Annotated in this window: 18 protein-coding genes and 1 tRNA gene; 13 read left to right on the top strand and 6 right to left on the bottom strand. The window is 60.2% G+C overall.

The features are described from left to right. The first annotated feature begins 158 nt into the window (after positions 1-158). The 6 genes from ACR3E0_RS09765 to lexA all read left to right on the top strand — a co-directional run bounded on the left by ACR3E0_RS09765 (position 159) and on the right by lexA (position 4984). On the top strand, positions 159-740 hold the full coding sequence (locus ACR3E0_RS09765) for an anthranilate synthase component II (protein ID WP_480478499.1): 582 nt from the start codon (positions 159-161) through the stop codon (positions 738-740). Continuing rightward, on the top strand, positions 737-1756 hold the full coding sequence (trpD, locus tag ACR3E0_RS09760; RefSeq protein ID WP_480478497.1) for an anthranilate phosphoribosyltransferase: 1020 nt from the start codon (positions 737-739) through the stop codon (positions 1754-1756). Before ACR3E0_RS09765 ends, trpD begins: the two co-directional genes overlap by 4 nt. Then, a complete protein-coding gene (gene trpC, locus ACR3E0_RS09755) occupies positions 1753-2565 on the top strand; it encodes an indole-3-glycerol phosphate synthase TrpC (protein WP_480478495.1) in 813 nt (270 codons plus the stop codon). The genes trpD and trpC overlap by 4 nt, the downstream gene beginning before the upstream one ends. After that, a complete protein-coding gene (gene moaC / locus ACR3E0_RS09750) occupies positions 2565-3038 on the top strand; it encodes a cyclic pyranopterin monophosphate synthase MoaC (protein WP_480478493.1) in 474 nt (157 codons plus the stop codon). Before trpC ends, moaC begins: the two co-directional genes overlap by 1 nt. Then, positions 3035-4207 (top strand): molybdopterin molybdotransferase MoeA, encoded by a 1173-nt coding sequence (locus ACR3E0_RS09745; protein WP_480478491.1) that lies wholly within the window; start codon positions 3035-3037, stop codon positions 4205-4207. Before moaC ends, ACR3E0_RS09745 begins: the two co-directional genes overlap by 4 nt. A gap of 78 nt (positions 4208-4285) precedes the next feature. Further along, positions 4286-4984 carry a transcriptional repressor LexA gene (gene lexA / locus ACR3E0_RS09740; protein WP_480478489.1) on the top strand — a complete coding sequence of 233 codons (699 nt, stop codon included), beginning with the start codon at positions 4286-4288 and terminating at the stop codon, positions 4982-4984. On the opposite strand, the gene ACR3E0_RS09735 is transcribed toward lexA, so the two are convergent. Further along, positions 4978-7029: a ComEC/Rec2 family competence protein gene (locus tag ACR3E0_RS09735; RefSeq protein ID WP_480478487.1), complete on the bottom strand. Its 2052-nt coding sequence runs from the start codon at positions 7027-7029 to the stop codon at positions 4978-4980. The genes lexA and ACR3E0_RS09735 overlap by 7 nt on opposite strands. A gap of 78 nt (positions 7030-7107) precedes the next feature. Between ACR3E0_RS09735 and gltX the strand changes: the two genes are divergently transcribed. Beyond that, entirely contained in the window at positions 7108-8508 is a 1401-nt protein-coding gene (gene gltX, locus ACR3E0_RS09730) for a glutamate--tRNA ligase (protein WP_480478485.1), read from the top strand. Positions 8509-8630: 122 nt separating this feature from the next. Further along, positions 8631-9926 (top strand): citrate synthase, encoded by a 1296-nt coding sequence (gene gltA, locus ACR3E0_RS09725; RefSeq protein ID WP_480478483.1) that lies wholly within the window; start codon positions 8631-8633, stop codon positions 9924-9926. 49 nt (positions 9927-9975) lie between these two features. Here the strand turns inward: gltA and ACR3E0_RS09720 are convergent, their stop codons facing one another. Further along, the gene (locus ACR3E0_RS09720; RefSeq protein ID WP_480478481.1) at positions 9976-11064 is read right to left on the bottom strand and encodes a PA0069 family radical SAM protein; all 1089 of its coding nucleotides are present in this window, start codon (positions 11062-11064) and stop codon (positions 9976-9978) included. A 309-nt stretch (positions 11065-11373) separates the two neighbouring features. On the opposite strand from ACR3E0_RS09720, the gene ACR3E0_RS09715 reads away from it, so the two are divergent. Together ACR3E0_RS09715 and ACR3E0_RS09710 are read left to right on the top strand one after the other, a co-directional pair. After that, on the top strand, positions 11374-12072 hold the full coding sequence (locus ACR3E0_RS09715; RefSeq protein WP_480478479.1) for a corrinoid protein: 699 nt from the start codon (positions 11374-11376) through the stop codon (positions 12070-12072). A gap of 143 nt (positions 12073-12215) precedes the next feature. Then, positions 12216-12884 (top strand): DUF1638 domain-containing protein, encoded by a 669-nt coding sequence (locus tag ACR3E0_RS09710; RefSeq protein ID WP_480478477.1) that lies wholly within the window; start codon positions 12216-12218, stop codon positions 12882-12884. 22 nt (positions 12885-12906) lie between these two features. Here ACR3E0_RS09710 and ACR3E0_RS09705 read toward each other — a convergent pair whose 3' ends face one another. Beyond that, entirely contained in the window at positions 12907-13317 is a 411-nt protein-coding gene (locus ACR3E0_RS09705) for a SufE family protein (RefSeq protein ID WP_480478475.1), read from the bottom strand. Between the two features lie 139 nt (positions 13318-13456). Here ACR3E0_RS09705 and ACR3E0_RS09700 point away from each other — a divergent pair, with 139 nt between their 5' ends. Continuing rightward, on the top strand, positions 13457-13981 hold the full coding sequence (locus tag ACR3E0_RS09700; RefSeq protein ID WP_480478473.1) for a hypothetical protein: 525 nt from the start codon (positions 13457-13459) through the stop codon (positions 13979-13981). Between the two features lie 6 nt (positions 13982-13987). On the opposite strand, the gene rnd is transcribed toward ACR3E0_RS09700, so the two are convergent. The 3 genes from rnd to purM all read right to left on the bottom strand — a co-directional run bounded on the left by rnd (position 13988) and on the right by purM (position 16898). Further along, positions 13988-15145 (bottom strand): ribonuclease D, encoded by a 1158-nt coding sequence (gene rnd / locus ACR3E0_RS09695; protein WP_480478471.1) that lies wholly within the window; start codon positions 15143-15145, stop codon positions 13988-13990. Between the two features lie 113 nt (positions 15146-15258). Then, entirely contained in the window at positions 15259-15855 is a 597-nt protein-coding gene (gene purN, locus ACR3E0_RS09690; protein WP_480478469.1) for a phosphoribosylglycinamide formyltransferase, read from the bottom strand. Then, positions 15852-16898 (bottom strand): phosphoribosylformylglycinamidine cyclo-ligase, encoded by a 1047-nt coding sequence (gene purM, locus ACR3E0_RS09685; RefSeq protein WP_480478467.1) that lies wholly within the window; start codon positions 16896-16898, stop codon positions 15852-15854. The genes purN and purM overlap by 4 nt, the downstream gene beginning before the upstream one ends. 106 nt (positions 16899-17004) lie before the next feature. Between purM and ACR3E0_RS09680 the strand changes: the two genes are divergently transcribed. Further along, a tRNA-Ile gene (locus ACR3E0_RS09680) sits at positions 17005-17081 on the top strand. Between the two features lie 460 nt (positions 17082-17541). Next, complete coding sequence (locus ACR3E0_RS09675; RefSeq protein ID WP_480478465.1) at positions 17542-17874, top strand: LptA/OstA family protein; 333 nt, start codon at positions 17542-17544, stop codon at positions 17872-17874. Positions 17875-18309 lie beyond the last annotated feature (435 nt).

Genomic DNA, 18309 nt, shown 5'->3' with positions numbered 1-18309 from the left:
TTTGCGCCGTCTGCCGCGACACTCGGCCTGAGGGCGCATCGGGAACGGGATGTCCTCTTGACGCTGCCGCACAAGCCTGAGCATGTATGTCCGGACATTATACCGTGGCCCGGTGCTGCATCGCCAGCCTGAAATGCCCAAGCCGAGATAAGTGCCCAATGCTGCTGCTGATCGACAACTACGACTCGTTTACCTACAACCTGGTACATTATTTGGGCGAACTTGGTGCCGAAATGGTCATTCGTCGCAACGATGCGCTGGATGTGCAGGAAGCGATGGCCATGAACCCGGCTGGCATTCTGCTGAGCCCCGGCCCCTGTGACCCCGATCAGGCCGGGATCTGTCTGGCCCTGACGCAGGCTGCGGCTGAGACACGAACGCCTTTGCTGGGCGTCTGCCTTGGACATCAGACCATCGGTCAGGTTTTTGGCGGCAAGGTCATTCGCTGCCACGAGATTGTGCATGGAAAGATGGGAACCATGCGTCACACCAGCAAAGGGGTGTTTGCCGGGCTGCCTTCGCCCTTTGAAGCCACCCGATACCATTCTCTGGTTGTTGAACGCGACACCCTGCCCGACTGCCTCGAGATCACGGCCGAGTTGGAAGATGGCACCATAATGGGCTTGCAACACAAGGAATTGCCGATCCATGGCGTTCAGTTCCATCCGGAATCGATTGCGTCCGAGCATGGGCACGCCCTGCTCAAGAACTTCCTGCAAGAACTGAAAGTCCCCGCATGAGTGACGCCCTGAAACCGCTGATCGGAGCCGCGGCCGATCGCCCGTTGACCCGCGCCGAGGCCGAACAGGCCTTTGGCATTCTGTTCGATGGCGAAGCGACGCCCAGCCAGATTGGCGGATTGCTGATGGCGATGCGGACGCGGGGTGAAACGGTGGATGAATACGCTGCCGCCGCCGCAGTGATGCGGGCCAAGTGCAACGCGGTCTCGGCACCTGACGGGGCAATTGATATCGTCGGTACCGGCGGTGACGGCAAAGGCACCCTGAACATCTCGACCGCGACGGCCTTTGTCGTGGCCGGAGCGGGCGTAACCGTGGCCAAGCATGGCAACCGAAACCTGAGCTCGAAATCCGGGGCGGCAGATGCGCTGGGTCAGATGGGTATCAACGTTATGGTTGGACCGCAAACCGTTGAAAAGGCGCTGAAAGAAGTCGGCATCGGCTTTATGATGGCCCCGATGCATCACCCGGCCATTGCACATGTCATGCCGTCCCGGCAGGAACTGGGCACGCGTACAATCTTCAACATCCTCGGCCCCCTGACCAACCCCGCGGGCGTAAAGCGCCAGTTGACCGGGGCGTTCAGTCGCGACCTGATCCGCCCGATGGCCGAAACCCTGGGTCTGCTGGGTGCCGAGCACGCCTGGCTGGTTCACGGCTCTGACGGGACGGACGAGTTGACCATTACCGGTATCAGCTGGGTGGCGGCGTTGGAGAACGGTGTCGTCAAGATGGTCGAATTGCATCCCGAGGACGCCGGTCTGCCAGTCCACCCGTTTGACGACATTATCGGCGGCACACCCGAAGAGAATGCCGGTGCGTTCCGGGCGTTGCTGGATGGCCAAGCCTCGGCCTATCGCGACGCGGTTTTGCTGAACGCAGCGGCAGCGCTGGTCGTTGCAGATGCCGCAGCGGACCTGCGTGACGGTGTCGCAAAAGCGGCAGAGAGCATAGACAGCGGGCGCGCCAAGGACAAAATAACTGCGCTGGCCCGCATGACACAGGAAGCCGCATGACCGAGACCGTTCTGGATAAAATCAAGGCCTACAAGCTCGACGAAATCGCTGCAGACAAGGCGCATAAGTCTCTGGAAACACTGGAAGGCGAAGCCAGAGACGCCTCCGAGGTGCGAGGGTTTGTCAAGGCCTTGCAACACGCTTCGCGCCAAGGCTACGGGCTGATTGCCGAGGTCAAAAAGGCGAGCCCGTCCAAGGGGCTGATCCGGCCCGATTTCGATCCTCCGGCTCTGGCACAGGCCTATGAGGAAGGCGGTGCCGCCTGTCTGTCTGTCCTGACGGACACGCCCAGTTTTCAGGGAGCCAAGGAATACCTGACGCAAGCCCGCGAGGCGACGTCGTTACCGGCGCTGCGCAAGGATTTCATGTATGACCCTTATCAGGTGGTCGAGGCGCGCGCGCTCGGGGCGGACTGCATTCTGATCATCATGGCATCGGTCGAAGACGAACAAGCCGCCGAGCTGGAGCAGACGGCATTTGACTGGGGCATGGACGTCCTTATCGAGGTACATGACGAGGCTGAACTGGACCGCGCGGCCCTGCTCAAAAGCCCCTTGATCGGGATAAACAACCGCAATCTCAAGACGTTCGAGACCACTCTTGATACAACGAGACGGCTGTCCAAGCTGGTGCCAGCAGACCGGACCATCGTGTGTGAGAGCGGGCTGAACACGCCCGAAGACCTATCCGACATCGCTCGCTATGGCGCGCGGTGTTTCCTGATCGGTGAAAGCCTGATGCGGCAGGACGATGTGGCCTCGGCTACGCGCCACCTGCTGGCCAACCCTCTGATCCCCGGAGTGATGTGATGCCGCTGACTCATTTCGACGCGCAGGGACAAGCCCATATGGTGGATGTGTCGGATAAGGCGATGACCGATCGCGTGGCCATCGCCGCGGGGCACATCAGGATGGCGCCCGAAACCTTTGAAATCATTTCGGAAGGCCGCGCAAAAAAGGGGGATGTCCTGGGCGTTGCCCGTCTGGCGGGCATCATGGGCGCCAAGAAGACACCAGACCTGATCCCGCTGTGCCATCCACTACCGGTCACCAAGGTCGCGGTGGAGTTGACGCTTGACCCCGATCTGCCCGGCGTTCAGATCGAGGTCACCGTCAAGACATCCGGTCAGACGGGTGTGGAAATGGAAGCGCTGACAGCCGTCTCGACCGCTGCGCTGACCGTTTATGACATGACCAAGGCTGTCGATAAGGCGATGGAGATTGGCGGCATCCGAGTTCTGCTGAAAGATGGGGGTAAATCAGGGCGTTACGAGGCGACATGATCAGCGTAGAGGACGCACGCGCCCTGCTGTTCGATCTGGTTGCACCGACGCCCATCGAACAGGTTCCCCTGGCACGGTCCGCTGGCCGCGTTCTGGCGCAGGACGTGACGGCTACACGGGATCAACCTCCGTTTGCCGCATCGTCGATGGACGGATACGCCGTCAAGGCGGCCGAGGTCGAACTGCACGCGATGTTCAAGGTTATTGGCGAAGCCACTGCGGGCGGCCGCTTTGACGGCACGGTCGGCGCCGGTCAGGCCGTGCGCATCTTTACAGGAGCTCCGATACCCGACGGCGCCGATTTCGTTGTCATTCAGGAAGATGTCGAGCGGCGGGACAACCTGATAACCATCACGGATACTCCAAAACCCAAGACCAATATTCGCCCGGCAGGTGTGGATTTCGCCGCGGGCACCACCATCTCGGCGCCGCGCCCGATCCGACCCGAAGATGTCGCCCTGATGGCCGCGATGAACATTGCGCAGGTCCCGGTCGCGCAAAAACCGGTCGTTGCCCTGATCTCGACCGGAAACGAACTGGTCATGCCCGGCGAGACACCGGGACCGGATCAGATCATAGCGTCGAACACGTTCGGCCTGCAGGCCCTTCTGGAAGGGCTCGGCGCGCATGTGCGTGTGTTGCCCATCGCGCAGGATACCGTGGCGTCTCTGGAAACGGCATTTGGCCTGGCACACGGTGCCGATCTTGTCGTGACCATCGGTGGCGCTTCGGTCGGAGACTATGATCTTGTTTCGGACGTATCGCAGGGATTGGGGATGGAGCGGTCGTTCTACAAGATCCGGATGCGCCCCGGCAAACCGCTGATGGCCGGTCGTCTGGGCAGCGCGGCCATGGTCGGCCTGCCCGGCAACCCTGTCAGCGCGATGGTGTGCGGGTATCTGTTCCTTGCCCCCATGGTTCGTCGAATGTTGGGCCTGGATGAGGTCCTGACCCCGTTCAAACGCGCCAGACTTGTGGAACCGGTCGCGGCCAACGGTCCGCGCGAGCATTACATGCGGTCGGTCCTGGACGAAACCGGCATTCGGGTGTGTGAGGATCAGGACAGTTCGCTGCTCAGCGTTTTGGCCCAGGCAAACGCGCTGTTGGTGCGCCCGCCGCATGATCCGCCGTTGCAGGCCGGGGATGAGGTCTTGTACCTGCCGATCTAGAGTTTCGGCAAATCCGTTGACACAAAACGTGAACATGCGTAGAACAAAAGAAAACGCATGAGCGACGAGGTGTGAGCGATGCTGACCAAGAAGCAATTGGATTTGCTGGAATTCATCCACAAACGCGTGCAGGCGGACGGTGTTCCGCCCAGTTTCGATGAAATGAAGGCCGCGCTGGATCTCAGATCGAAATCCGGCATTCACCGTCTGATCACAGCTTTGGAGGAACGCGGGTTTATCCGGCGTTTGGCCCATCGGGCCCGGGCCATCGAGATTGTGAAACTGCCCGAAAGCCTCGGCGGACAGCCTACAGCCGGGTTCACGCCCCGCGTGATCGAAGGGGACAAACCCTCCGGCCCGCGCCCCGCCAATTTCGAGCCCGTTTCGGTCGACGCCATGGAACTCCCCGTGATGGGACGGATCGCCGCCGGTGTTCCGATCGAAGCGATAAGCCATGTCTCCCACCGGGTCGCCGTGCCCGGCACGATGGTGTCCGGCAGCGGAGAACACTACGCGCTGGAAGTACGCGGCGACTCGATGATCGACGCCGGGATCAACGACGGCGACGTGGTGGTCATTCGCGAAACATCTGTTGCGGATAATGGCGACATTGTCGTCGCACTGGTCGAGGATCAGGAGGCGACGCTGAAACGGTTCTTCCGCCGGGGTCAGGCCATCGCGCTGGAGGCGGCGAACCCGGCCTACGAAACGCGCGTCCTACCCGAAGACAAGGTCAAGGTTCAGGGTCGGCTGGTGGGTCTGATCCGCAGCTACTGATCGCTGTCCCGAAGGCGGCTCTTCGCTGCCTTTGGGGACCAGAGACGATGGCCGGTCATTTCAGTGCTGCTTGTCATGTGCTCACCAGAAAAAGACAGGCTGCCGGTTTTGAGCAGGCGGTCCGGATCAAACACGCCGCAGGCACCTTGCAGGGTCAGGGCAACCGATGAGACAACAATTTGGTTTTCCTTGCACTCGTCAAAGCCCTGCGCCGCCCGCTTACCAGTGATGTGTATCACCTCTTTCCCGTTCCAGTCGTAGCGTTGCACAAGGCCGGGGTCTTGCGGCCATCGACCCGCCGCCTGGGCTTGATCCACCCCGTCCCCATCATTTTCAAGCCAGACGGTGGCGACAAATCCGCTGCCTTTTCCCTCGCTCAGCGCCCGGCCCTGATCCGTCATGACACCCACCAGCCCGCCGGATTCGGCCACCAGAATTTCAGGGCGATGTCCCTGATCCCATGACAGAAACGCAGCCGCAACAGGCAGGAGCCCCGCCCATCTGGCGCGCCCCTGCCACAGGGCAATCCATAGCGCGCCCAATGCGATCAGCGGCAGAACGAACCACGGCGGGCTGACCACAAACCCCTGGGCACCATCCAGACCAGACACCCAGTCCGCGACCCCTAGAATCCAACGCAAACCGACGCCCATGACCGTCAGGGCCAGTGATTCCAGTCCGATTGGGGCCAGCAGTGCCGCGACAACCGCCGATGGAACCACGACCGTGCCCATAACAGGCACGGACACAAGGTTGGCCAGCAATCCGTAATGCGACATGGTGTTGAAATGTGCAGCCCCGATCGGAGCGGTCGCCAGACCGGCTATGGCAGATGACATTAACACTCCGACAACAGGTCTCAGCCATTTCGGGCCGGGCGTCGGACCGATCTCCCGTAACGCCCCAAATACCGCCACCAACGCCGTGGTTGCGGCAAACGACATCTGAAACCCGGGACTCAGCAAGGATTCCGGGCGCAGGAACAGAACGATCAGGGCGGCGACGGCGACCGCCCGCAAGGAAATCGCCCGGCGGTCGATCAGCACGGCACCGAGCATGACGCTGACCATGATAAATGCCCGTTCCGTGGCGACGTTCCCGCCTGAGAGCAGCAAATAGATCACGGCCGCAACCAGTGCCAGAACCGCCGCGACCTTGCGGACCGGAAGGCGCAGTGCCAGCACCGGGATAGCCGACAAAGCGATCCGGCCCGCCACGAACACGAAGCCGGTCAGCAGCCCCATATGTAGACCGGATATGGCCAACAAATGGGCGAGATTCGACGCCCGCAACGCGGTCAGGGTGTCTTGTCCCATACCGCTGCGGTCTCCGGTTGTGACTGCGGCGGCGAACCCGCCCACTTCCCCCGGAAGGATGTCGCGCACGCGGTTCGATATGGCCATCCGCCACGCGGTGATCCGAACGCCGTCGAGGGCCTCTTCGGGTGGTGCGATGGTTAGGATCGGCACGCGCGTATATCCGACCGCTCCCAGACGCTGAAACCACGCGTGGCGACGAAAATCAAAACCGCCGGGTTCCACCGGGCCTTGCGGTGGGGACAGATAGGCGGTTGTCATGATCCTTTGGCCCGGTGCGATCGGGCCGGCGCTGCCGTGGACGGAAAGACGGATGCGCTGCGGTCGGCGGTCCGGTGGCACGTCCCCTATTCGCACCTGGTCCAGCGTCAGCCGCAGCGCATCCGAGGCAGACCGGTCCATGGCGACGACCCTCCCCTCGACAGGGCCATAGTAGCGCCACGACAGAACCGGCTCTGCCATCATGTGGGCGCGCGCGCCGGCGAGCAGAAACCCGACAGCGACCAGCGCCCCCCCGATGGTCAACGCACCCCAGCCGGACGGCAATGCCCTGGACAAACCGATCAGCATGACGCTCAGCCCCGCAAGACCGGCATACAGCGGCCAATGCGGTTCGAACCGCAGTCCGAAATAGAGGCCAATGCCGATGGCCAGACACACCGGAGACCAGGGAAACAGGAACCCGGTCTGGTGTAGCAGCGCGGCCTCGACCCGTGCCAGAACACGCATGGTTGCCCCCGTCCTTCGGGCTCGTTAGACAGGCGCCAAGCTATGCCCGACGCGGTTACCAAAAGGTTAATCAACATAATGTCCGATCAGGTCGTCACCCGTTTTGCCCCCTCGCCCACCGGATTTCTGCACATCGGTGGCGCGCGGACGGCGCTGTTCAACTGGCTTTACGCGCGGGGTCGGGGCGGCAGGTTTCTTCTGCGGATCGAGGATACCGACCGGGAGCGGTCTACGCCCGAAGCGACCGAAGCCATTCTGCAGGGTATGAGGTGGCTGGGGCTTGATCACGATGGAGACGTGATCTCTCAGTTCGAGGGCGCGGCGCGGCACGCCGAAGTGGCACATCAATTGCTGGCCGAGGGCAAGGCCTACAAATGCTTCGCAACCCAGGACGAGATTGCCGCCTTTCGCGAACAGGCAAAGGCCGAGGGCAAGTCGACATTGTACCGCAGCCCGTGGCGCGACGCGGACCCCGCAACCCATCCGGACGCGCCGTTTGCCATACGGATCAAGGCGCCTCAGGACGGCGCGACGATCATACGGGATCAGGTGCAGGGCGATGTCACCATCCGCAACGACCAGTTGGATGACATGATCCTTCTGCGATCCGATGGAACACCGGTCTACATGCTGGCGGTTGTGGTCGACGACCATGACATGGGCGTAACCCATGTGATCCGGGGCGACGACCACCTCAACAACGCGGCGCGTCAGATGATGATTTACGAGGCAATGGGCTGGGCCATCCCGGTCTGGGCCCATATCCCTCTGATTCACGGACCAGACGGCAAGAAGCTGAGCAAACGGCACGGGGCCCTGGGCGCCCAGGAATATCAAGCGATGGGTTACCCTGCCGCTGGAATGCGAAACTATCTGACCCGTCTCGGCTGGAGCCATGGAGACGACGAGTTCTTTACCGACGATCAGGCCAAAGCCTGGTTTGACCTGGACGGAATCGGTAAAAGCCCTGCGCGTTTCGATCTGAAAAAGCTGGAAAACCTGTGCGGTCAGCACATTGCTGTGTCGGATGATGCCGCGCTGCGGCATGAAATTGAGGATTTTCTGGCCGCAGCCAAGTTCCCCCCTCTCACGCAGACACAATCGGGTGATCTGGAACGTGCGCTCTATTGCCTCAAGGATCGCGCACGCACCTTTCCGGAATTGCTTGAAAAGGCTCATTTTATTTTGACTGAACGTCCCATCGCCCCGGATGATAAGGCCGCGAAGGCCCTCAGCTCAGTATCCGATGGTATACTGGAAGAATTGACGCCGCATCTGCAAAATGCTAGCTGGTCCCGGAGCGAACTGGAGGAGACCTTGAATTCTTTTGCCGAGTCAAAAGAGCTCAAGTTCGGCAAACTGGCGGGTCCGCTGCGGGCAGCGCTGGCAGGTCGAGCGGTAACTCCTTCGGTTTTTGACATGATGCTGGTACTTGGGCGCGACGAGACCCTGGCCCGGCTTTCTGAGGCAGCGACCTAAACCCAAGCTTCATAATCGGGTAACGCTGCTCCGCTAACACCCGGACTGCGCGCCAGCGCGCAGCCGTTGCCCGCAAGGTCGGACAGCGCGCCGATCTGCGCATGAATAAAGAAGGGACAACCATGACTGACAGCAACAAAACAGCCACATTGACTGTTCATGGCAAAGACTATGAGTTGCCGGTTCATTCGCCGACTGTAGGACCCGATGTCGTAGACATTCGCAGGCTGTATGGCGATGCTGGCGTGTTCACGTATGACCCCGGCTTTACATCCACGGCAAGCTGCGACAGCACCATCACTTACATCGATGGTGAAAAAGGCGAATTGCTGCATCGCGGGTACCCGATCGACCAGTTGGCCGAAAAGTCCCATTTCCTCGAAGTCTGCTACCTGCTGCTCTACGGAGAACTGCCGGTCGCCAAGGACCTGGAAACCTTCGAGACCACCATTACCCGGCACACCATGCTGCACGAACAGATGCAGTATTTCTATCGCGGCTTCCGCCGGGATGCGCATCCGATGGCGATCATGGTGGGCGTGGTCGGCGCGATGTCGGCCTTCTACCACGACTCGACCGACATTCATGATCCGCGTCAGCGAGAGATTGCTTCGCACCGCCTGATCGCCAAGATGCCGACCATCGCGGCCTGGGCGTACAAATACCACAACGGTCAGCCCTTCGTGTATCCGCGCAACGATCTGGATTACGCGTCGAACTTCCTGCGCATGTGCTTCAGCGTTCCGGCCGAAGAGTATGAGGTCAACCCGATCCTCAGCCGCGCGATGGACCGCATCTTCACCCTGCATGCGGATCACGAGCAGAACGCCTCGACCTCGACCGTGCGTCTGGCCTCGTCTTCCGGCGCGAACCCGTTCGCCTGTATCGCCGCCGGCATCGCCTGCCTTTGGGGCCCCGCGCATGGCGGCGCGAACCAGGCCTGTCTGGAAATGCTGGAAGAAATTGGTTCGGTGGATCGCATTCCCGAATACATTGCCCGCGCCAAGGACAAGGACGACCCGTTCCGCCTGATGGGCTTTGGTCACCGCGTTTACAAGAACTTCGACCCACGCGCGAAGGTGATGAAGCAGTCGGCAGATGAAGTTCTGGATCTGCTGGGCATCGAAGACAATCCGAAACTGCAGGTTGCCAAAGAGCTGGAAAGAGAGGCTCTGGAAGACCCATATTTTGCCGAGAAGAAACTGTTCCCGAATGTCGATTTCTACTCGGGGATCATTCTTGAGGCGATGGGCTTTCCGACCTCGATGTTCACACCGATCTTTGCGCTGTCACGCACGGTCGGCTGGGTCAGCCAGTGGAAGGAAATGATCGCCGATCCGCAGAACAAGATCGGCCGTCCGCGTCAGCTGTACCTTGGTGAAACACTGCGCGACTACGTCGACATCGAAAACCGCTGATCGATCACAAGCGCCCCAAAACGCTCCGGATTTGCCGGAGCGTTTTTCTTTAGAAGAGACTCAGTTGATCCCCCGCCTGCGGCGGTTTTGAAAACAGATCACACCGCAGAGGGTCGGATTTTGTGGCGAGCCCCAGACGCCTCACCGCCAGTTTGAAGCGTTTGGCGACCATCTCGGCATATTCCCCCTCGCCGCGCATCCTGTGCCCCCAGCGGGGATCATACTCGCGCCCGCCATGCATGTCGCGCAGCTTGGACATCACCTTTTCGGCCCGCGCAGGTTCATGCGTGGCCAGCCAATCCTGCCACAACGCAGACACTTCCCTCGGCAAGCGCAACATGATCCAACTAGCAGCATCTGCACCTGCATCTTTTCCGGCCTCCAGCAGGTCTTCCAACTCGTGATCTGTCAGGCCCGGAACAACCGGCGACGTCATGACCCGAACCGGAACCCCTGCCCCGGCCAATCGCCGGATCATGGACAGCCGCCGCTGCGGAGATGGTGCGCGCGGCTCCATCCGGCGCGAGAGATTCGCGTCCATTGTTGTCAGAGAAACGCCGACCCGCACCAGACCGCTGTCAGCCATGTCTGACAAAATATCCAAATCCCGCTCGATCAAGGCCCCCTTGGTGACAATGGCGATCGGGTGATTGAACGCCTGCAGAACCCTCAGGCAGGATCTTGTAATCATGCGGTCTTTCTCGACCGGCTGATATGGGTCCGTGTTCGTCCCAAGGGCGATTGGGGCGACGCGGTAGGATCGGGATGACAGTTCTCGCCGCAAAACTTCGGCCGCATTCGGCCGTGCGATCAGGCGGGTTTCGAAATCCAGCCCCGGAGACAGCCCCAGATAGGCGTGGCTTGGCCGGGCAAAACAGTACACGCACCCATGTTCGCAACCGCGATACGGGTTGATCGAGCGGTCAAACGGCAGATCCGGGGACTTGTTGTAGGTGATCAGGCTACGCGCCACCTCGTCCCTGACCTCGGTGCGCAGGGGCGGCAAATCTTCTTCGGGGATCCAGCCATCATCTGTTGCAACGGTTGCGAACCTCTCGAACCGGCCGGCCTCATTCGACTCCGTCCCGCGACCCCGGATCGCGGTCTGATTGCGCATCTTGTTCACCTTATGTTCCATATTTTGACAATACGAAATGTGCTGTCGCCCGGCAAGCCGGACAATTCCACCAAGCGATCACTTCCTGAAACCCGGATGCATCAAGCGCGCAATTTGCCGTGAACGACGTTTAGCGTTTTTCGCTGTAACCTGAACCAAATGCAGGATGATCTTGCAGATTATTCTGTCGTGAGCCCCGAGATTTTGCCGTATAGGTCGGTCCCGAAACCGCCGAGGTCGCAATCGTCACAGTCAAACTGCGACGTATTAGCCAAAACGGAAAAAATGCCACCACGGGCCAATGGCCCGCACAGCTCAGGGAATTACCCCATGTCCGATGAAGAAGACATCGTCCTGTCCGAACTGAACGACGACGAGCTCGTCGAACAGATGTTCGACGATCTTTATGACGGCCTGAAAGAAGAGATCGAAGAAGGTGTGAACATTCTGCTGGAGCGCGGATGGATGCCTTATGACATCCTGACCAAGGCGCTGGTCGGTGGCATGACAATTGTCGGGCATGATTTTCGGGACGGTATTCTGTTCGTGCCCGAGGTTTTGCTGGCCGCGAATGCCATGAAGGGCGGCATGTCGATCCTCAAGCCTTTGCTGGCCGAAACCGGTGCACCCCGCGTCGGCAAGATGGTCATCGGCACCGTCAAGGGCGACATCCATGACATCGGCAAGAACCTCGTGTCGATGATGATGGAAGGTGCAGGTTTCGAAGTGGTCGATCTGGGCATCAACAACCCGGTGGAAAACTACATGGAAGCCCTGGAGTCGGAAGAGCCCGACATTCTGGGCATGTCCGCCCTGCTGACCACAACCATGCCCTACATGAAGGTGGTGATCGACACGATGGTCGAACAAGGCGTGCGCGATGACTACATCGTTCTGGTGGGCGGCGCCCCGTTGAACGAGGAATTTGGCAAGGCCATCGGTGCGGACGCGTATTGCCGCGACGCGGCTGTGGCGGTGGAGACCGCTAAAGAATTCGTGTCACGCAAGCACAATCAACTGGCGAGCTGACCACAGCCCACCGCGCAAAAGGGCCGTCTGAATAGCGCTCGGCCCTTTTCCCCTGACACGCGGCAAGCCAGATCGCCAACAGTCACCCGAGGGCTTAGGCAACCCCGACGATCCAATCATGATGCACCCAAGGGGGCATTTGAATGCGACAGCACCATTTACCCGATGATTCCAGCCTGACGACGCAGGGCTTCGTCGAGGAGAATGCACGGTCGCGCATCCTGTTGCTGGCTTGTGGCGCGCTGGCGCGTGAAATTCTGGATATCAAGACCCGCAATGGCTGGGACCATATGGCGCTGACCTGCCTGCCGGCAATTCTGCATGTCTATCCGGAACGCATTACCGAGGCGGTCGAAGAGGCCGTCGCCAAGCATCGCGACGCGTACGACCAGATCTTTGTCGTCTATGCCGATTGCGGCACCGGCGGCCTGTTGCAAAAAGCGTGCGAGCGCTTGGGCGTTGAAATGGTCAAAGGCCCGCACTGTTATTCGTTCTTTGAAGGGAACGACATCTTTGCGGCGCATGGCGATGACGAAACCACCGCATTTTACCTCACCGATTTTCTGGCCCGGCAATTCGATGCCTTCGTCTGGAAACCGCTGGGGTTGGATCGGCACCCGGAACTGCGCGACATGTATTTCGGGAATTATACAAAGCTGGTTTATCAGGCCCAAACAGACGATCCGGACCTGACCGAGCGCGCCCGCGCATGTGCAGACCGGATGGGACTGGCGTTTGAGCGCCGTCTGACCGGCTATGGCGATCTGGAGACCACTTTGACGGACTGGGCCAACCGCCCGAGCCATAGCTGATTCACGGACGTTCAGCCCCGTGTCACGCGTTTTCCTGCGCAACCTCACGAATACGTTCGATCATGGCGCGCAGCCCGTTTGAACGTTGCGCCGAGAGATGGTCGTTCAATCCCAGTCGGGCCAATTCGCCGCCAGCGTCCACTCGTGGCACCTCGGCCACGGGCAACCCGTTGTAAAGGGAGCGCAGAACGGCAATCAGTCCCCGCACGATCAGCGCGTCGCTGTCGCCATCGAACCGAAATACACCGCCTTCGATTACCGGGTGCAGCCAGACCTGGCTGGCGCATCCGTTGACTTTGGTCGCGGGCACCTTGAACGCGGACTCCAGCGGCTCCATCGCCTTGCCCTGCTCGATCACATGGCGGTACCGGTCTTCCCAGTCCTCCAGAAACTCGAAATCCTCGACTATATCTTCAAAGGCGGGCGTTGCCATGATGTGGCGGTCCTTCCGTTGCGGTCACAATTGTGACCTATGTCGACGACAGGGGCCTGTCCAGCCCCCCACGCGGCTTTTCAAACCCGGGAATTTGCGCTAACCCATTGCCTGAATTCCTGCACAAAGCTCTGGGTCTATGCAAAAAACTCTGTCTATCCTCATGATCGCCGCCTTGACCCTGTCTGCCTGCAACAGTTGGCGCGACTCGCGGGTGAACCCGTCCAACTGGTTTGGGTCCAGCCGGCCCGCCCCCGTCGAAACACCGCCGGATGACGCCAATGCTCTGGTTCCGCAGCAAGGCGATGGGCGCGGCCTGTTTGCACGCCCCGAGGAAGAGGACAGAAGCGTTCCGATCACCAAGATTGACGAGTTGCGGATTGATCCCACGCCCGCTGGCGCAATCGTCTACGCGTCTGGAACTGCGCAACGTCAGGGGGCGTTTGACGCCCGGCTCGTCCGGGTCGATTCCGAAGAGAATCAGGAAAATGGCATTCTGGAGTTCACCTTCCGGGTGGTGTATCCCACATACGCGACGCGCCAGGGAACCGAGCGATCCCGGATGGTGTCAGACGCGATCAACGTCAGCACTCAGGATTTGGAGAGCATCCGTCTCGTGCGCGTGGTTGGTCAACAAAACGCCCTGGAATCCCGGCGACGCTGAGTTGCGTCAGAGCGAGACAACCTTGACCGCCTGCCCCTTGGCGGCCAGAGCGATCTTGCCCTCGCACAGTTTCAACGCGTCCTCGCCAAATACCTCGAACCGCCAGCCCGACATGGCCGGCAGCGCGCGCTCTCCGGCGGCAATCTGATCCAGTTCGGAACTGGTGGCGATCAGCTTGGCCGCCACGCCCGAGCTTTCGGTTTTTGATTTCAGCAGGACCCGCAACAGATCCGCCAGCGCCGGGTTGACCTTCATTTTTTCACGGCTGTTGTCGACCCGCGGCAAGGCGTCGGCGGGACAGTCCTGCCCCTGCCGGACCGCCAACAGAATGCCGTCAGCGATGGCGCCCTTTCGGGCCTCGCGCAGCAACAGGCGCGACCCGCCCAGATCCGCCGCCGTTTTTGGCTTGGTCGAAGCAAGCTCGATCAACGCGTCATCCTTGAACACCCGGTTCCGGGGGATGTTGTTTTCCTGCGCATATATCTCGCGGAACTGTGCAAGTTCACGGACCACAGCCAGAAACTTGGCGGAATTTGTGCGTGTCTTGACCCGTTTCCATGCGTCCTCGGGTCGTACAACATAGGTCGCGGGTTCCGTCAGGGTGCGCAATTCTTCGGCGACCCAATGGCTGCGTTTCGATTTCTCAAGCTCTGCCGCCAGGTACTCATAGATCAGCCGCAAATGGGTAACATCCGCCAAGGCGTAGGTCTTTTGTGCCTCGGTGAGCGGCCGGCGCGACCAGTCGGTAAAGCGCGAGGTTTTGTCCACCCCCTGCCTGCAGATCTTGCGCACCAGCGTCTCGTACCCGACCTGCTCGCCAAACCCGCAGACCATCGCGGCAACCTGCGTATCAAACAGCGGTTGGGGAAAGACCGCAGCCTCGACCCAGAAAATCTCGAGGTCCTGCCGGGCTGCGTGAAACACCTTGACCACGTTTTCGTCGCGGAACAGGTCATAGAGCGGGTCCAGCGACAACCCGTCGACCAAAGGGTCGACCAGAACTGCGCTGTCTTCGTCCTCTGAAGGCACGGCCAACTGTATGAGACAGAGTTTCGAGTAGTATGTCCGCTCGCGCAGGAATTCCGTGTCAACGGTGATATAAGGGTAGTGGGCAGCGGCCTTGCAAAAATCGGCCAGCTCTTGCGTCGTCGTCAGGGTTTTCATGCGCCGTACTATTCTTGCTCTTGTCTTTGTGACTGCCCGTATTTTTCCACGTCCCGAGCGATACCGGCGACCATAAGACGAATAACAGCCACGTGTAAATCACCCAGAGGTGATCACGGCAGCAGAACAGGCACCCTGCGTCCGGCCGCAAAACGCCGGAGAACCGCGGGGTACAGCTTGTGTTCCCAGACCAAGATCCGTGCGGCCAGCGTCTCAGGAGTGTCGTCAGCCTCAATTTTCACGCGGGCCTGGCCAAGAATCGGCCCGTCATCCAGCGCCGCGGTCACCTCATGCACGGTACAGCCATGTTCCGTATCACCCGCTGCCAGCGCACGGGCATGGGTGTGCAAACCCTTGTATTTGGGCAACAGTGACGGGTGGATATTCAGCATGCGCCCCTGAAAACGCGATACGAAATCGCCGGTCAGAACGCGCATGAAACCGGCAAGACACACAATGTCAGGTTGCGCCTTCTCCAGCGGATTCAGCAACTCAGCCTCAAACGCCACGCGATCGCCTTTGAACGGGCGGTGATCGACCACGGCGGTCGGGATGCCCCGATCCGCAGCCTTCTGCAACCCGTCGGCCTGCGCATCATTCGACAACACCAGACACGGACGCGCGGGATGATCCCGGATCATGCTGTCGACCAGCGACACCATGTTCGATCCGCCCCCGGAAATCAGGATGGCGACACGCTTGTGGCTCACAACAACGTACCCGAATAGATTACGCCGGGGGCATCGGTTACAGATCCGATCCGCGCAACCGTTTCACCCGCCTCGGACAGCAACGCGGTCAGGTTATCGGCGCGATCCTCGGCGCAGACAACGATCAGCCCGACACCGCAGTTAAAGGTTTTCAGCATCTCCGCCTCGGCGATTCCCCCGGTGTCCGCCATCCAGCGAAAGACCGGTGGCAAATCCCATGCGCTCAGATCAATCGCGGCACCGCACCCATCTGGCAGGACGCGCGGCAGGTTTTCGGTCAGACCGCCACCGGTGATATGCGCCAGTGCATGCACGCCGCCGGCCCGGATTGCTGCCAATGCCGGTTTCACATAGAGCCGTGTCGGCGTCAGCAGCGCCTCGCCCAGTGAGCCTGCGCCAAACGGAGACGCGGCATCCCAGTTCAACCCCGACATCTCGACCAGTTTGCGAACGAGTGAATATCCGTTGGAATGGACGCCGTTCGACGCCAGCCCCAACAGAACATCACCGGCCTGCACGCCATCCGGCAGGTCCGCGCCGCGTTCCATCGCACCGACCGAGAACCCGGCCAGATCGAAATCTCCATCGGGATACATGCCCGGCATCTCGGCGGTTTCGCCCCCGATCAACGCGCAGCCGGATTGCGCACAGCCATCGGCAATGCCTTCGATAATCCGTGCAGCGGTTTCGGTGTCCAGTTTGCCGGTCGCAAAGTAGTCGAGGAAGAACAGAGGCTCCGCCCCCTGACAGATCAGGTCGTTGACACACATCGCCACCAGATCGACGCCAACCCCGTCCACGATGCCGGTGTCGATTGCAATCCGCAGTTTGGTCCCGACGCCGTCCGTGGCACCCACCAGGATGGGATCGTCATACCCGGCGGCCTTGAGATCGAACAGAGCACCAAACCCGCCCAGGCCGCTCATGACACCGGGACGGCTGGTCCGTTTCGCGGCGGGCTTGATCCGGTCGACCAGAGCGTTGCCTGCATCAATATCCACGCCTGCATCGGCATAGGTGATTCCATTCTTGCCCGCTGTCATGGCCAGTCCCTTTTGAGTGCTTTGCGGCGGGTTAGTCGATTGTGCGCCTTCATGCAACGGTCAGGCTTGACGCGGGCGTTCACCGTGATACCCAAGGCGCTCAGGCGGGCCTGTAGCTCAATTGGTTAGAGCAGAGCGCTCATAACGCTTTGGTTGGGGGTTCGAGTCCCTCCGGGCCTACCAGTGCCTTGAATCATCCACCCGCTGAGACCATCTAAGGTACAACGGTGCAATGGAGGTATGGTCATGTCAAAGCTCTCAGTTAAGTTTGCTTTGAATATGTAACGCCGGGCATCGCTCGCGGAATTCACATCTGACACCACGACCGTGTAAGGCCCGGCAATCGTCCAGCAGCAACCAGCCCGTCTGAGCCATGACTTGGCCGCAGGGCCTCCAAATGCCTGCAAAGCGCCCAGTGCCTCCGCCGCATCCACACCGTCTCAGCAACTCAAAAGCCAGACGCCCGCCACGAAATTGTTGGAGGCGTAGGGGCGACACGCAACGAACACCATCTAAGCACCTGCCCAGAGTACCTAAGCCAAATACTGCCGTCCTCGCGTTTCTTAAATTTAGTTAACTTGACAATTTCTCCGGCTAGGCGCCTGCCTACGCACAGTGAGAAACTGGAATTGGAGCTATTCTCGTGAAAAACCCACTCATAATTTCGACCACTATCTGCGCAGCGCTCACCTTCTCTGCGCCGGCGTTCGCTGTTGAGCTTTCAGCAAATGAAACCCGCACCTTTCAACAATATACCGGGGGTGCTCAGGCCGTGCTCGATGCCGGCGAGGCGTTCGAGATTTCTTCCGACAGCATTTCACAAACTGACCAAGGAAGCAGCTATTCGGGCAATGTTGTCGTAACGCTCGAAGACATACGGCTGGAAGCTGATGATCTCGTATTGCTGCGTCAGGAGGATGGAACCACTCTGTTGAGAGCCGAACGGTTCTCTTTGTTCCAGGAAAACACGAAGTAAGAGACGACGACCAAGCGACCGGCCCTGGTCTTGCCGGGGCCGGATCGGTTGAACTGTTGTATTTGTTGCAAATATTTGGCGCCTCTGTCGTTGTGAGCGATTAAAAAACGAAAAGGCCCGACCACAAGAGCCGGCCTGAGTGAAGCCGTTTGGACGGTGCATTCGGAGAATAGGTCGAAGGGCTCCCCCTTTTACTCTGTGCACGTGATCACCGGCGCCGGGAATAGTGCAAATCCGATGGTGTTGGTCACACCGTCTACCTGAGCGATCGCACTGACCTTCAGCATACCGCATCTTTGTTCAGTCCGACTGTTCGGCCGAGGTCTTGCGCAGGGGATCAGCCGCGCGATCCGCCTTTCATCCTGTTCGTCTACCACCGCCAGAGCGGCAGCAGCGCGGCCTCTCCGGCGAACTCACAAACTCACAGCCGCCACG

The organism is Ruegeria sp. AJ12, assembly GCF_056536245.1.
This window is presented reverse-complemented; position numbering and strand designations above follow the sequence as displayed.

Bases quoted from the DNA above. Each gene is read 5' to 3' on its own strand.
- purM (WP_480478467.1), bottom strand. From the start codon at position 16,898: ATGACAGCGGGCAAGAATGGAATCACCTATGCCGATGCAGGCGTGGAT.
- lexA (WP_480478489.1), top strand. From the start codon at position 4,286: ATGCTGACCAAGAAGCAATTGGATTTGCTGGAATTCATCCACAAACGC.
- ACR3E0_RS09735 (WP_480478487.1), bottom strand. From the start codon at position 7,029: ATGCGTGTTCTGGCACGGGTCGAGGCCGCGCTGCTACACCAGACCGGG.
- ACR3E0_RS09745 (WP_480478491.1), top strand. From the start codon at position 3,035: ATGATCAGCGTAGAGGACGCACGCGCCCTGCTGTTCGATCTGGTTGCA.
- ACR3E0_RS09715 (WP_480478479.1), top strand. From the start codon at position 11,374: ATGTCCGATGAAGAAGACATCGTCCTGTCCGAACTGAACGACGACGAG.
- ACR3E0_RS09765 (WP_480478499.1), top strand. From the start codon at position 159: ATGCTGCTGCTGATCGACAACTACGACTCGTTTACCTACAACCTGGTA.
- trpC (WP_480478495.1), top strand. From the start codon at position 1,753: ATGACCGAGACCGTTCTGGATAAAATCAAGGCCTACAAGCTCGACGAA.
- moaC (WP_480478493.1), top strand. From the start codon at position 2,565: ATGCCGCTGACTCATTTCGACGCGCAGGGACAAGCCCATATGGTGGAT.
- ACR3E0_RS09705 (WP_480478475.1), bottom strand. From the start codon at position 13,317: ATGGCAACGCCCGCCTTTGAAGATATAGTCGAGGATTTCGAGTTTCTG.
- ACR3E0_RS09700 (WP_480478473.1), top strand. From the start codon at position 13,457: ATGCAAAAAACTCTGTCTATCCTCATGATCGCCGCCTTGACCCTGTCT.
- trpD (WP_480478497.1), top strand. From the start codon at position 737: ATGAGTGACGCCCTGAAACCGCTGATCGGAGCCGCGGCCGATCGCCCG.
- ACR3E0_RS09710 (WP_480478477.1), top strand. From the start codon at position 12,216: ATGCGACAGCACCATTTACCCGATGATTCCAGCCTGACGACGCAGGGC.
- gltA (WP_480478483.1), top strand. From the start codon at position 8,631: ATGACTGACAGCAACAAAACAGCCACATTGACTGTTCATGGCAAAGAC.
- rnd (WP_480478471.1), bottom strand. From the start codon at position 15,145: ATGAAAACCCTGACGACGACGCAAGAGCTGGCCGATTTTTGCAAGGCC.
- gltX (WP_480478485.1), top strand. From the start codon at position 7,108: ATGTCCGATCAGGTCGTCACCCGTTTTGCCCCCTCGCCCACCGGATTT.
- ACR3E0_RS09720 (WP_480478481.1), bottom strand. From the start codon at position 11,064: ATGGAACATAAGGTGAACAAGATGCGCAATCAGACCGCGATCCGGGGT.